This window comes from Sphingobacterium ginsenosidimutans (assembly GCF_039536865.1).
Classification (GTDB): Bacteria; Bacteroidota; Bacteroidia; order Sphingobacteriales; family Sphingobacteriaceae; genus Sphingobacterium; species Sphingobacterium detergens.
The window spans coordinates 1,885,122-1,900,548 of sequence record NZ_BAAAZK010000002.1; the positions used below are offsets into that span (position 1 = coordinate 1,885,122).

Consider the following 15,427-nt stretch of genomic DNA (forward strand, 5'->3'; position numbering starts at 1 on the left):
CTTTCCTATTTTATACGGAGTTGCGGTCTACCAATGTTGTTGGTACAACTTCCCTGATCAATGTTCTTTCCAGCACAAACCTGGCCGCCTCCGATCCGATCCGAGCAAAACTTGTCGAAAAGGTGGTAATACCGCCACTAATAATCTCTTTGATGACATCATCATTATGAGAAAGAATACCTAGATCCTGCCCCAAAGTCCAATCTTTTTGCAAAACTTCTTTCAGCATTTGGTACAGCTCTGGATTATGAATGGTAAAATAGAGCTTTCCTTTTTTTAGGTCGCCTACATGATATTGCTTTTCGATCCGACCTTTTACTTTATACTCTTTTAGAAAGCGTAAGAAAGCATCTTTGATTTCATTGGGTTCGGCTGTATTTTCCCGAAAATAGAAGATCACTTCTTTATATTTTTTGATCTTTGGGTAAAGTTCTTGAAATACAGCATAGGTTGCCTCCTCAAATTCCTGTGACACATAGGAATAGTCTTCGCCAAGGTCCACCAAGCGATCAATAATCAATAATTTGGAAGCCGGGATGGAACGTAGCAGCAATTCAGATTCTTTATTTTCAATTGGAGCGACAATATATACGGTATATCGTCCCTGGATACGATTGAAAATATCTTCAAAAGTCTCCATGTTGTTGTGATGGAAAAAGAGATCCACTGTTACCTCCTCCGGAAGATTGGCCCGCAATTCATTCACCAATGTATCTTGAAAGGTATCGTACGCATATAACAGTACCGCAACTTTTTGTTTCATCTGCGTATTGTTGCTCACCACAAAATATCCCTTTCTGTTTTTTGATTCCACGACACCATGGGCAATCAGATCCCGATAAGCCTTGGCAAATGTTTCGCGTGCATAGCCTAGGTATTGGATCAAGTTATTGACAGAAGGTAAGCTGGAATGTACCTCCAGCTCATTAGCGTCAATGGCGTCCAATACCCCTTGTACAATACATTCATGTTTTGACAGAGTATTCAATGCTTCCAAGCGTTTGATCCGATCGATCAATACTTTAAAATGTTCTTCTTTGCTTATCTTCATACGTTGTGATTAAAGCAGGGCAATTTTAAATAATTTTGCTCCTGCTTGCTCAAAGGCAATGGATTTTTCAGCGCTAAGCTCTTGATTTGTTTTATCAAACAAGTCCACCGCCTTATATTTTTTGTTTGGCGTTAGGCCAATCTGTTTAAAATCTATGTTTATTGCTGCCGGGATGGTATTGTAATTAAATACCGCCACATACAGATCTGTTCCTATCTTTTTGTAATAATAGGTATTTGCAGCTTTTCCTTCTACAAATCCTGCCGGACGGAAGCTCTTACCATCAGCTATAATCTTTAAAATTTCGGGATCCTGCAGATATTGATTCATCTTAGGTTGCCAGTTTTCCTTTTTCGACAAGTCATCGCCAAGGATAATGGTCCCCGTTACAACGCCTGAAAGCAATCTTGCTTTATTGACTTCAGGACTTTCATCGTGAAAGACCAGGTGGTCTGCATCAATAAAATCATAGAGATGGGTCTGCCACCAACCGTAGCTGACACTGTTTAAGGTATACTGTGTTTGGTCGATCGTCTTCCAGGCATCGCAGGCAATTCTGCGCATATGTGCAAATTGTGCTGTCGCCAAGGAAGGAGAAATCGCTGCATAGATCAACATCTTACCCTGCAAAACATCGACCAAATGCTTCATTCCTACAGCGTATGCCTGCATACCCGTCTGAATTTTATTATCATAGAAACCCGTGGATTCGATTGCGGCATGAGAAAGAAAGTCGATCTTGATCATTCTAAACCCACAGTCGACCAATTTCCCCAAGATCACATCCATGCGGGCCTGTGTACCAGGATGTGTTGGATCCAAAGCCCGCCCCCCGTCTAAATTATGGTAGCCTTTTTGTGTTTTGGTCCAAAGTTGGCCAAAGGTAAATTGGCTTCCCTCTGCCTTGCGGTCCGGTCCACTTCCATGGCCCCAGTCCGTAAAAGGAGCCCAATAAACACCGGGTTTAAGACCCAAAGAATCACAATAGCGAACAAACTGCTTCAATTGTGTATAGTCGCCCGACATTCCGCCTGGTGTCATATTATCCCAAAAGGAGTCCAGATCAATAAAAGCTTCGCCACCTGCATTACGGAAATAAGGTATATCCTTCGCAAAATATTCGGCTGTGGCCGTGGCATTCTGAAAATTGATTTTATCTTGTATCACACCCCAGCTATTCCAACCCACAGGGGTCGCACCTTGCCATTTTTTTACATAGGGCGGTGACAACTTACGGTGGATTTTAGCATAGTTTTCCAATCCCATACGCCAGTCATTTACATAAGACACCGCATATTTCGGCGAACGGATCACATTGCCGCTCACAAAACCATGGCCCATTGAATCCCGTGTAATAGCCACATCGGTAAATCCCGCTTTGGCAGCAATCAAGTTATACTGTCCATTGTCGCCTTTGATATCAATCCCCGATTTCCAGACCGATTGATCCAACGAACCGATCAATACGCCATGGCTACGCTCTCTGTCGTAAACCACAGCAACTTCTGCACTCACTTTATTGTTCGAAGAAATCGCCTTATTTTCATAGGAGATAAAGGTATCATTGTCAAAAGGAACAGCGACCTGATAAAGTGATTTCCCAAGCGATGATATGGTCGCATTGGACCATATCGGAACCAATTCATTACTTGACAGGTTTTTTCCTTTGACTTCCAGTTCAAGGATAACCATATCACTGTTGTCATAGAAATAAAAATGCTGTAACAACGTTATTCCAGTAGTAGTCTTGGAAGAAACGGTATAACGTGTACCCTTTCCCAAATTATCCTGAATTACCGTCTCAGTCACTTTACGGCCATCCTTCAGTTTGTCTGTACTAATTTTTTGTCCATTGGCAAGTGTTAGATAAGCACTGGCATCTTTTAAATAAGTGACTTGATCTTTGCTTAGCGAATATGTTCCGGTCTGCTTGTTGTAGGCCAAGGTTATCCCCCCTTTTTTTACCTTAAAGGACTGGGCCGTTAACATTACCGTACTGAGCATAAAACATAGCGCGAAAATAGCTATCTTCATTCTGTTTGATATTATTGTAAATTGATCTGAAACGCGTTAATCTTCATGTAATGGTCCGGTTGAAAATTGACCAGCATCCCCATATTTAAGGTGACTTTTTCCTTGATTTCAAAATAGACCCCATCGGATTTTACGTCTGCATGGGCCATTGCCTGTTGAATTTGCTCAAGATCTGGAATTCCACTATTTGCTTTGCTTACGACCAGTTTTGCTGGCGGTTGATCATAATTTGTCCAGGATAAGTTACAAAAAAAACGATATTTACCAGGAAATAAGGTTACTTTTTGCTCAATTTTACCATTTACGATCGCTGGAGCGCCCCATCCGGCTTCAATGTTAACCACACCCCCATCATCCGAACCAAAGCCACCATAACCATTGTGGTTTTTCATGCTCGTATTGGTTATCCAATGATCCAGATTTCCCCAACGGTTGCCATCGAAAGCCGTCGCTGTAAACGGAGTTTTGTAATTCTTCAGACACCAAATACTGATGTCGCCTTTTTTTATCGGTAGTTTGTTGCGCTGCACCATAAAGGTATCAATCGCATTGCTATCAGGCCGAAATACAGTCTGGTAAGCAATCTCCTGATTCGGCAGATAGTCCAAGAGATTAATTTTCTCATTCAGCTCTTTCGTCCGCACCACGGTATCCGTAGTTGTATTGTTTTGATTCTTATAAGTCATGCGAACGGCATAGAATCCCACACTCGGTGTCACATCCTGTAAGGCAAGTTGAAATTGTTGATCAGCCATAAAATTCTGATCCAATATTGTCCGCTGGAAAAGTCCTTCACGATAACGATCGCCATAAACATTTCCAACAAGAAAGGTCGGCACCGAAAATCTTCCTTGGCTATCTACTGTACGGATTTCGAAATTCATGGGCCCTTCCGGTAGATTTTCAATCACATAATGTACGGTATCGATAGCATCAGTCAATTTTACCGGAAACTTCATGGAATCCTGTCTACTGTTCCAATACACGCGCAGCTCGGAAACTCCGGCGTTCACCCGAAAGATGCCATCTACTTGTACACGATATTTTCCCGAACGTATTTTGATGGAATCCAGCTTCGCAGGATATACTATTTCCTGTCCATCGGTGAATTTGGTAAATTCATCCATCTTAGAACATGCGCCGAATAAACAAACGCCGAACAAGGCCAGTATGCATAGATATGTTCTCATCTTCATTTTCTTTTTAATAGTTAATAAACACCCCATACTTGTACTTGGGCAATCTGGATAAAGTAACTACCACGCCAGTTGCGCAGATTGCGGATCCGTAGATATTTGTATTTTGGTGCATCTTCGGGCATATCAAAAGACCAACCTGCGATGCCATATACTTCATCTGCGTTGGTATTTGTTCCAGCTGGAGTACCCGAAGGTTTTCGCACGGTACAGGTTGCCAGTTTAGACCAAGATTCCCAGGAGCCATCCAGATTTGGAATGTTACTTCCCCAGACTTCAAATTCACGCATGTTACCCTTATCGTAAAAACCATTTTCCCGACGTGGGAAAATCACGACACGGCTTAATTTTGCTTCCTTACCGATAGAAAAAGTCAGGGATTGCGGAGCACCGGCACTTTCAACTGTATATAAGGCTGGCCATCGGGAGGGATTCATGTTGCCGTCCCACATCATTTCCGAAGTCGTCCCGTACATATACTGCGCATCCCCCGGTAAGTGTAATGCTGCAAACTGCTGTCTCGGAAAAAGATTTTCTTCCAGAGGTGTCAGCGAGGTATACAACGTATCCGATTTATTTAACCATCGGTCACGCACATAAAAGGCAAATTTCATTTCACGGGATTTCAGTCCGCGGATATTATATAAGATCAGGGAATCCTGGCTATAATAGTTGTCCAAAGGCAAATATTCCCCATTATTCAGGGAGTCAACCATAGGGACAATAACGACATCACCTTTTTCCTGATTGATTGAACTTATCCGGACGCCGCCAAATGTCGGCGCAATTTTCATTTGCCCGAATACGAGATCAAAAATCGGTGTTTTAGGTTCTACTGTAACGTCCACAGCATCTGAAGCCACTTCGGCCTTATTGACGGCGTAAAGCTTTACAATATGTTTTTGTGTATCCGGAAAACCGTCGATTAAGATCTCATTTTTATAGGTTGATGATTTTACAATCCGTGTCTGTCCATTGGCCATGACATATTCGGCCTTTACATACAATACATTTTGACTGGACGGTAAACTGTAATGTATCGTTGCCTGTCCGTAGCCGTTGGTAACAGAAGTATTTTGCACAATACCTGGTTTCGTTTGGTCATCTTCAAGCAGCGTCCATCCCTTTTCCTCTTTACAACCAGCCAATAGATAAAAAAGACCGATCAGGACATAGCAATAGTTTAAATATTTTAGATTTTTCATAATTTTTCTATTTAATAAGGGATTACCAACCTGGGTTTTGTACTAAGTTGGGATTGACCAAAAGGTTGTTTTCCCTTATCGGCCAGAAGTAATCTCTCGGTGCCACAAAACGTTGTTGAAAAAAGGTCTGCTCTTTATAGAAAAGTTCGGGATGATCTTTATCCTGGTTTCTATCCCAGCCGGTAATGTTTTTATTCAGTTCCTGTGCCGCCAGCTTCCAGCGTTTCAGATCCCAAAAACGTGATCCCTCAAAGCTCATTTCAATATTCCGTTCACGTTGGATAATGCTGCGCAAGCCTTGCTTGCTTGTCGGTTTAGCAGGATTTAACGCATACTTTGACCAGGATTCTTGGATACCCTCCAACCCAGCCCTTTTCCGAATTTTATCGAGGTATAAAAAGACATCGGCTGTTGGTCCCTCGCTTTCGTTCAAGGCTTCGGCATACATCAAGTACAGATCCGCCAGGCGCATCATCGGCCAAGGATATTCTTCAATGTGTGAACTATTGCCATCTTTGAAAGCAAATTTCCAATTCACTAATTTTTTGGGATAGTATGTCGTCACAGGAATAGAGAGTCCGCTACCAAATAATCCCAGGCGCAACTGTGTGGTCCAGGTATTTTCATCACTACGGCTTGGACTATTTTCCATAAACCAGATCCCCCCGTCAAAACCAACATTGGCGTAAAACCTATTTTCGCGATCAAAATGTACACGTGCAGTCTGATAATTCTGAATATTATTGAACCGCTCTGCATAGTTACCCGAACGAAGCTGATTCTTATTACTAAAATCCAGGGTTTTATCTTCGTCCATTGGCACGCCATTTCGGGTATAGAATTGGTCAACAATCTTTAAGGAAGGTGCTAAGGTACCATGTACACTGTTATTACCTGCATTATTGGGATCAATATGTGCCATGGATGAATACTGCATCTGCCAGGCCCGTGAAGTCGGATTTGCCCAGATAATTTCCTTGTTCCATTTTTCAGTCACAGCATTGCGAACGCTCATTTGAATCATTGTCGTATCGGAGAGCGGAAATACAGTACCAGGAAATTGGTATAGACCCATTCCCAGGTTCTCGCATGCGGTAATCGCTTCCTTTGCAGCACGGGCGGCCTTCTGCCATTTTTCCAACTGAAAGCTCTGATTGAAGAACAGTGTCCCATCGACATTTTTAAAGGTCGCATAATCCGTATTACCGTTGAACAACGGACTCGCGGCATATAATAATACTTTTGCTTTAATCCCTAAGGCAATAGGCTTGGTAATACGGCCCAAATCCGTAACCGGAGACTGGACCGTATTGGGTAGTTTAGGAATTGCCTCGTCAAGAACCTTGACTATATAATCGACAACCTCATCAATAGGCTGGCGTTTAACTTTTGCATCCTCGATAGAAGTATTTACAGATAAGTTGACATCCATTGTAGGAATAGGTCCGTAATGCCGCATCAACATAAAGTGATAGTATGCTTTTAAGAACATCACCTCTCCTTCCCAAGTGGTACGCTCGTCCTGTGTCATATCACGTACTTTTTCGGGATTACGAATATTTTCCAGAAAAATATTACAATCGCGAATGGCATTATACATATAACCATCCCAATAGTTCACGTAAGGATTGGTGACATTCTGATTTCCACGGGCAATATTCCAGTTTGTTCCATCAATACTGAGGGTTGGGTAGTCCAGCCAGAATTCATCCCCTGCAAGGTAAGCTGGATTTCTGGTCGGATCACCATCCGGCGGCAGGTATGAATAACAGGTAGCCAAGTACTTTATTGCTTCGCTACGCATCGTAAATGCATTATCTATTGTCGCCACATTATCCGGCACGACATCCAAATAGTTGCAGGATTGAAAAAACAATAAACCTGACGCAACCAGTAATTTAATTAATCTTAGATTTTTCATGATAAACTGCCTTTTAAAATCCTACGTTAATACCTACGTTATACACAGCCTGCACAGGATAGCCTAATCCTTCACCACCCATTTCAGGATCCCACATCTTAAATTTGCTCCATACGGCAAGGTTGAGTGCATTGACATAAAAACGGACATTGGACATCTTAAACTTGTTGAGAAACTGATTTGGGAGATTGTAGCCCAATTCAACAGATTTCAATCGTAAGAATGCGCCATTACGCATCCACCAGGTTGAAAACTGATTATTATTGTTGTTAAAACCATCCGTCAAGCGTGGCCACAGGGCCCTAACGTCCTGGTTATCTTCGGACCAATAGCTGTTTGCCACTTCCTGCAACAAACCGTTTTGATAAGGTCCGTTGATCGCAAAAGGTGTAATATTTCCCGGATCAATAAAGAATGATGAACGGGCAGATCCCTGTAGGAATGCACTGACATCAAAGCCTTTGAAACCCACAGAAAAACCCATACCATAAATAATTTGGGGATCTGTCGGATAACCGATCGGCACTTTGTCTAAATCCGTGATTTTACCATCGCCATTGATATCCCTGTATTTGATATCACCACCCATGGTTTTAAAGGCGCCACCAAAATTCTGTAGCGGCGAGTTTTCCGCTTCGATATCATCGACAAACAGACGTTCAGCAATCAGACCATACGATTGTTTGATCGGATGTCCCAGCCGAGAGAGGTAGGATAAATTTGCCGGATAGTCAGGCTCTTCGTTAACCAGTAATTTGTTGGTTGCATAGGTCATATTCGCCCGCAACTGAGTCCACCAGGTATTTTGAAAGGACTTATTGTAATCCAGGGCCAAGTCAAATCCTCGGCTCTGCGCCTTTCCGATATTAGCCTGGATATCAGACTGAAAACCAGTTGTAGAAGGAATATTTGAACGCACCATTAGGATATTGCTGCGGGTAGAGTTGTAATAATCAAACACCACACCCAAGCCATTTTTTAGATTCAGGTCAAATCCAGCATCGAAGGTTTTTGCCCGTTCCCAGGTAATATCACGATTTTCATACCGCGATATGGAATAACCAGGCCGTGTGTAATCCCAGTTATTTCCCCAAGAGAAACCTCGGCCACCGTTATTCGGATTCACTTGCGATAGATAGAAGAAACGATCACGATCTTCGCCAATCTGATCGTTACCCACCAGACCATAGGTTGCCCTCAATTTTAAGCGGGAAACGACAGGGGTCATAAATTCAAACATTTTTTCCTCATTTAGGTTCCACCCTACACCAAAAGAGGGGAAGAAACCAAAACGATGATCTTTAGAGAAACGTTCGGAACCGTTGTAGCCAAAGTTAAACTCAAAAAGGTAGCGGTTTTTGAACGCATAGGTTGCGCGACCTGAAACCCCGAGGTTGCGAGCAGGCAAAGAAGCCTGCAAGTCGCCACCATTAGCGGTCTGATAATTACGGATAATACCGATCAACATCCCTGTGATATCATGGTCCTCAGCGATGGTGCGGTTGTAATTGACAGCAAACTCACCGTACGTCGTGGTATTTAGGATTTTATTTCCCTGGTTGTAATCCAGGTATTCCGTACCCTCATTTTCGTTGAGCAGACTTAAAACCGTATTGCTGGTACCTGGGATTCGGACCAGATTGTAATAAAATGGCTTAAAGCTCCGCGTGACAGAAAAATAAGAATAGCGTTGTGTATAGGCCATTAAGCGAGCGGATAGACCTTTGGTAATAAAATCGAAATTCTGTTTCAGTTCCAATTGCACATTGACTGTGGAGCTATTATATTCCTGAAAACCATTGACCATATTGGCGTAGGGATTGTTATATAGCGTTTTGGTGGTTGGGATAAAGTTATTTCCGAAAAGCGGATGCGTCGCAAATGGAGAATAGGAAGATGGATAAATTGCCGGAAACATTACCGGGTTGGACCAAATTGCTTCACGAAATACGCGCTGTCCACCATTGATCAGATTTCCCCATTTATCATAGCCCCCTATTGGTCCTGTATAGTCATCAAATTGGGCCGAAGTACGGATAATTCCAATAGTCGTTGGGGTAACATTTAAGGTAATATTAGAACGTAAGGAGTAGTTTTTCAGGTTGATATTATTATCAAAGCTATTACTATTTTCGGATCGCAGAATTCCCTTATCGTTATTAAAGGTACCTGCGACATAATATTGAGCAAGGTTTCCCCCACCGGTGACATTGAAGTTAAAGCGCTGGTTGTTGGTATAGTCCTTTATCAGTTGGTCGATCCAGTTATTATTGGGATAGAGCAACGGATCGTCCCCCCGTTCAGTATGATCAATTTTGTTTTGGCTATAAGGCAGGGTTCCTTTTGGATCCCTGGTCAATACCGCTTCATTAGCCATCTTCATATAGGTAATGTTATCGGCGAATTTAAAATTACGCGTGTTGGTTGAGATGGAGTTCTCAAAACGTGCATTGAATTTTGCCTTACCGACAATACCGCTTTTGGTATTGACCAAAACAACCCCATTTGCACCTCTAGCACCATATAACGAAGAGGCTGCTGCATCTTTCAATACGGAAAAACCAGCGATATCATCAGGCTGTAAGCGGGCAAGTGCCGTGGTATTGGATTCCATTCCGTCGATCAAAATCAAAGGGTCCTTTTTCCCTGCGCCAAAAGAACCGACGCCGCGAATAAAGAAGGAAGCGTTGTCATTACCTGGTTCCCCACTTCGCTGGTAAGCAATTAGTCCAGCTACCCGACCCGCCAGCATGGAGGTCAGATTGGATGTTGGTCCCTTAATTTCTTTCGGGTTGATCGAGGTAATGGAGGCCACCATGCTCGTTTTTTTCTGCGTACCGTAGGCTACGACAGTCACTTCATCCAGATTGGAACTTGATGAGGATAAGTAAATGGTCATACGGTTGGTACTCGTGACCTGAACAGTTTTGCGGTCGAATCCGACCGAAGTCAGGACAAGATGATCGTTGATGTGTGCATCTTTAATCAGAAATTGTCCCTGTGCATCCGTTGATACAACTGCATTCTTTCCCATAAAGGCAATTGTAACATTGGAAATTGGTAAATGTCCGACGCTATCCAATACAACTCCTCTCAATTCAAACGATTGGTTCTGTGCGTGCGCAAAACCAGCCATTAGCATAAAAAGGAAGACAAGACTACATCGCTGCCATTTACAGATTCGGTAATACATGTGGTAGATCATAAATTGGTCTTCTTATAGATTGGTTATTATACAGTAGTATGGCGAGTATTAATCTATACTATTCTATACTACTATACAATAGTAAAAACATTTTCCGACATCCGCAAATATTTTTTAATAATAGCTTCTGTTTGTACGATATACGGCACCAGAGGGCAACTCCAAAAGGTGGGATTTGTTATATAAATAAAGCGGTATATACCGTAAAGAGTGAGGTTATATACCGCTAGGGAATCTATTTAGAAAATTTTACACAAAAAAAAGGTAGGCCTAGCCTACCCTTTTGTCAATGAGTGGTGATATTTTAAGGTATGATTGAGCGAATGTGCAGTCTGTCGGGCATCGTCCTGATAAGACGACAGATCCCCACAATTTCGAATGTCTGCCACATCCACTTTCTTTCTTACTTTGCTGATGACCTGATTTAGTTCGGATTTCCAGTTGCCCGGATCACCAAAATCGTCCATCCAATTTTTATTGATAAACCTTTTGTAGTTCAAAAGCAAAATATACAATTCCTCACCACTACCGGCGCGATTGATTGACGTGCGCCAGTTCTCTAATTTGTCTTTAAAACTCATAACCAGCAATATACAAAAAAAATATTGCTTATCCAAATACTTGCCCTTATCGCGTCTCAGACCTAACACAAATATGACCGTACTTCCATAAAACCGTCCGCTTTGATGTCACATTATCTGTCAACTCTTAATTAGTCCTTTTGGGATATGTCATATATATCGGAATAAAAATTATCATGTATACTCAATTCAGGATTTATTCATGAATCGGTATAACAGGAACCAACCTACCCCCTCGTATGCATTTTCTTTACTTTTTGTTTACCGTTTTGATCCTATTTCTTTGCTATTATACCAAAGAAATAGCAAAGCAGAGGCAAGCCAGGCCCCTAGAAAGAACGAAGAAACGGCCTAGAATAAGTAATAAATAACCAAAGAATCACCAATAAATAAGCAAAGAAATAGCAATAAATAAGCAGAGAATAAGCAAAGAAAAGAGGCAATCTTTTTAAGAAGGGCTAGTTTTTCCGTTTTTAGCAACGGTACAACTTTGATAAAAGGTCAATGATTCACAAAAAAGAGAATCGGTATAAAATTAACAGAAAATAAAATCACCATTAAACCTTAAACAACTTTCTTTTGTCTTATCAATAAATAACAAAAATACGATTATTTTCTTTTAAGTTTACACAGAAGATTTATTTTATGATCAAGGCTACTTTAAAAATTCTCGCGCTAACACTGTCTATAACAGCTGTCACTATTCCCAATGTAAGCTTGGGCTATCCAATCGTTAAGGATCAGCCAAACCACTTCTTTTTACTCCCACAGGAACTGGGGGGTGGCTATATCAAAATCGGCAATCAGATCCTCTATAGAGGCCAAGAGGTGAAGGATGCCAATGCTTCTACTTTCAAATATCTCAAGGATGGTTATGCTAAAGATGCTTGGAAAGTTTATTTTCGTGGCAACATAATCAAGGATGCGTCGGCTTCTTCATTTCAAGTATTAACAGGTGGCTATACTAAAGATGCCTGGAAAGTATACTTCCGAGGGGAACCCATGCCATATGCCTCGGCTTCATCGTTTCAGATATTAGGTGATCATTACAGCAAAGATTCATGGAAAGTCTTTTACAGCGGTCAGGTAATCTCCAATGCATCAGCTTCTTCTTTCAAATTGTTAGGCAATGGCTATTCCAAGGATTCATGGAAAGTATATTTTCGAGGTGAGTTATTGCAAGAGGCGTCGGCTTCCTCGTTTCAGATACTAGGTGATCATTATACCAAAGATTCCTGGAAAGTCTTTTACAGAGGACAAGTAATCAAAGATGCATCAGCCAGTACCTTCACACTCGTAGGAGATGGTTATTACAGGGATTCCTGGAAAGTCTTTTACAGCGGACAGGTAATCCCCAATGCATCAGCCTCCACTTTCAAGGTCTTAGGGGATGGGTATTCCAGAGATTCATGGAAGGCATTTTATTTCGGGAAAGAAATAGCGGAAGCAAATGCTTCCAGTTTTGAAAATTTGGGGCAAGGTTATGCTAAAGACCGATGGAACAGCTACTACAAAGGTCAGAAGAATGGCCAACAAGGCGGGGCCGCAGTAAAGATACTTGGTGGCGGTTATGCCAAGGATAACTGGGAAGTGTTTTATAAAAGTGAAAAACTGCAGGGAGCGACAGCCTCTTCATTTGAATATATTACTGATGGTTATGCCAAAGACCGCTGGGAAGTTTATTATCAGGGGATCAAAATAACCGATGCCACTGCCAGTTCCTTTACCGTTCTTGGTGGCGGTTATGCTAAAGATCGCTGGGAAGTTTTCTACCGTGGTCAGAAAGTGGAAGACGCGACAGCTTCTTCATTTGAGTACCTTGAAAAAGGCTATGCCAAAGATAGGTGGAACCAATACTACCGCGGTGAAAAAGTAAAGTAATCCGGAGCCAACAGACTCCCTAAAAAAACACCCTCATTTCTTTCTATTTAAAAAGAAATGAGGGCAAACCGGGTCCTTCCGACACGAACCCTTACGGATTGATGACCAAGCTATTTCCCAGTCCCGTCATAAATCCCGGACCGATATTTTGTGCTTTCAGTAAATCCCGATGCTGGGCGTCCAATTTTGGAGCACCAGCATCTGCTGCTGCAGCAAAAGGATAATTACCGACAAAAGCACCCAACACCGGACTGGTACTGGTCGGCTCATAGATTCCATCAGCTGTCAACGTATATTTTGGATTTTGACGTGTAAAACCAGCTGGAAGCTGTTGGCTCGTCGGCACATCAAATACAATATTTCCCTGGTAGGTAAAATTAATGGGTTGATCTGTAAAGGTCAGCATGGTTGAACTTGCAGCTTGCGACACCACATTATTGGCGATATGTCCATCTGTTGGAGGCAAGGTGCGACTGTTCCCCCCTTTTCCCGAACCGATATCGAATGATTGCTTACATTTAATCATGGTGTTGGCCACCACCTTCACACGTTTTACTTGATAGTAACCACTTAACGGCGAATTAGGTACACCATCCATGACAGCCACCGGTGCTTTTTGTCCTGTTCCCGCCATATTTTGGAAGTAATTGTTGTAGACAACATGATCCTCCCCGATGATCCGGATACCACCAGCTGCACTATTGCCGTTACCGACAAAATAGTTCCCATAAACAGCAGAACCATTTCCATGTCTCAAACATAGCGTCCCTTCGCTCTCGTGGAAGAAGTTATTGCGAATGGTATCGCTCCCCATCTTGTTCGAGATAATTTCAGTTTCACCGTTGCAACGTTGAAAAATATTATCTTCAATCGTCGTGAATGCACTGGTCATAGACCAGTCACTTGTTCCGATACGGATGGTTTCACCGCCGTTATTCGGTAGCTCTGCCCGTTCCCCAAAGAAATTATGATCGATCCGGTGTTTCATCGTTTTATTTGTTCCCCAGACCACCATCGTAGGCCCCTGATGTAATTTCCCCTTAAGGTAACAATGATCAATACGATGATTCGATCCATTAATGGATACCCACCTATAGTCAGTCGTTGCTGCGGGCGGATTATAATCCACAATAGCCGTATTTGTCAACCGGCAATTTGATGAAGAAGAGGTAAAATCGACCACATTTTTTCCGGAGGTATATCCATTTTGGAAGACAAGACCATTAACCACGAGCCATTTACCCGTGATGCTGATGGAGGAAGTACCTTTCATGATCACTGCTCCGGGCTGTTCAGCGAGTAACACAATAGGCTGCTGGCTTGTTCCCTGCGCACTAAATGTCAATTCCTGATTTGTCCATTGCCCCGATTTCATAATCACCGTGTCGCCCGGCTGTAGACTTAAGGCCTGCAAATCGGCTGCCGATTGAATAGTATGGCATTGCACACAGGCGATACCATTTAGTTGCAATTTTACCGCAGCTGGTTTTTCACAGCTACTCCCCATCACTAATAACAGTGAGAGTGAAGCAAATACCGTTTTTTTTGTGGTCATATTTAAGTTTATTTAAGGTGTTTAATTTATTGTAAGGAAATAAAAGGATAGACGGTGGTGTTTCCCTTTACTCCGTAAACATGTACCACACCATTCGTAACACCATATCCCCCCGATCTATTGGTTGTTTTATTATTAATCTGAATCGGAGCCAAATCGTTGTTGTTCACCAGTTTCAAATACATGGCTCCCTCCTGATCAAAACCTTTCCCCTCATTCAAGTAGCCCAGCAGCGATCCTTTACTGGCGACAGTATTTGCCGGCAATAAGGTTTTTACCTTCACATTGGTGATGCTCAGATCAGCGAAGTTATATTTGCCCTGCAAGATGAGGTAAAGGAAATAATTCCGGACATCTTCTCTGCTATAATTTTCCCATTTCGTCGCAGGTTTGGTCAGTGGTTTTCCAGTACCATCCACTCCTGTTACGATAGGAAAATCAAAAAAGAGTCCACCCGTTACCTTTTTTGCCTTCGCATCCCAGATCTTAATGGCATCATTGTGCAAAAAAATAAATGTTCGATCTGCCTTTTCCAGTTCGTTAAGATCAATACCCGCGTATTCCAAACCAATGCGCATCCACTTGAAGGCAGTATCTGTTGGATTTTCGGGGGTTCCATAGGAACGATTTTCTAAAAACTTCTTCGCGCTAATGCCAATATTAGGGTCCAACGTTTTATGTTCGTAATCGTAATTTTCTTGCAATTCCATATCAAAAAGGGAACAGCCAGTTGTCAGTAAAGTCAGGAGTATCACTCCAACTTGTATCCACTTGATGTCAAAATTTCTTTTCATGATT

Annotated in this window: 10 protein-coding genes; 1 reads left to right on the top strand and 9 read right to left on the bottom strand. The window is 42.2% G+C overall.

Going from position 1 to position 15,427, the window contains the following annotated elements; all coding sequences use genetic code 11:
- Positions 1-10 precede the first annotated feature (10 nt).
- The 7 genes from ABFX33_RS07800 to ABFX33_RS07830 all read right to left on the bottom strand — a co-directional run bounded on the left by ABFX33_RS07800 (position 11) and on the right by ABFX33_RS07830 (position 11,193).
- Entirely contained in the window at positions 11-1,051 is a 1,041-nt protein-coding gene (locus ABFX33_RS07800; protein WP_120259040.1) for a GntR family transcriptional regulator, read from the bottom strand.
- A 9-nt stretch (positions 1,052-1,060) separates the two neighbouring features.
- Positions 1,061-3,085 carry an alpha-galactosidase gene (locus ABFX33_RS07805; protein WP_346085335.1) on the bottom strand — a complete coding sequence of 675 codons (2,025 nt, stop codon included), beginning with the start codon at positions 3,083-3,085 and terminating at the stop codon, positions 1,061-1,063.
- 11 nt (positions 3,086-3,096) lie between these two features.
- Positions 3,097-4,275, bottom strand: a complete 1,179-nt coding sequence (locus ABFX33_RS07810) for a DUF4998 domain-containing protein (protein ID WP_346085336.1) — start codon at positions 4,273-4,275, stop codon at positions 3,097-3,099.
- A 20-nt stretch (positions 4,276-4,295) separates the two neighbouring features.
- Positions 4,296-5,486, bottom strand: a complete 1,191-nt coding sequence (locus tag ABFX33_RS07815; protein ID WP_346085337.1) for a DUF5000 domain-containing lipoprotein — start codon at positions 5,484-5,486, stop codon at positions 4,296-4,298.
- Between the two features lie 22 nt (positions 5,487-5,508).
- Complete coding sequence (locus tag ABFX33_RS07820) at positions 5,509-7,407, bottom strand: RagB/SusD family nutrient uptake outer membrane protein (protein WP_120259044.1); 1,899 nt, start codon at positions 7,405-7,407, stop codon at positions 5,509-5,511.
- 13 nt (positions 7,408-7,420) lie between these two features.
- Positions 7,421-10,612 carry a SusC/RagA family TonB-linked outer membrane protein gene (locus ABFX33_RS07825; RefSeq protein ID WP_346085340.1) on the bottom strand — a complete coding sequence of 1,064 codons (3,192 nt, stop codon included), beginning with the start codon at positions 10,610-10,612 and terminating at the stop codon, positions 7,421-7,423.
- Positions 10,613-10,887: 275 nt separating this feature from the next.
- On the bottom strand, positions 10,888-11,193 hold the full coding sequence (locus ABFX33_RS07830; RefSeq protein WP_120259046.1) for a hypothetical protein: 306 nt from the start codon (positions 11,191-11,193) through the stop codon (positions 10,888-10,890).
- Between the two features lie 645 nt (positions 11,194-11,838).
- On the opposite strand from ABFX33_RS07830, the gene ABFX33_RS07835 reads away from it, so the two are divergent.
- Positions 11,839-13,074: a DKNYY domain-containing protein gene (locus ABFX33_RS07835; RefSeq protein ID WP_346085341.1), complete on the top strand. Its 1,236-nt coding sequence runs from the start codon at positions 11,839-11,841 to the stop codon at positions 13,072-13,074.
- 91 nt (positions 13,075-13,165) lie between these two features.
- Here ABFX33_RS07835 and ABFX33_RS07840 read toward each other — a convergent pair whose 3' ends face one another.
- Positions 13,166-14,629, bottom strand: coding sequence for a polysaccharide lyase 6 family protein (locus tag ABFX33_RS07840; protein WP_346085342.1), 1,464 nt, complete (start codon positions 14,627-14,629; stop codon positions 13,166-13,168).
- Positions 14,630-14,655: 26 nt separating this feature from the next.
- Positions 14,656-15,423, bottom strand: a complete 768-nt coding sequence (locus ABFX33_RS07845) for a hypothetical protein (protein WP_346085344.1) — start codon at positions 15,421-15,423, stop codon at positions 14,656-14,658.
- Positions 15,424-15,427: the final 4 nt, after the last annotated feature.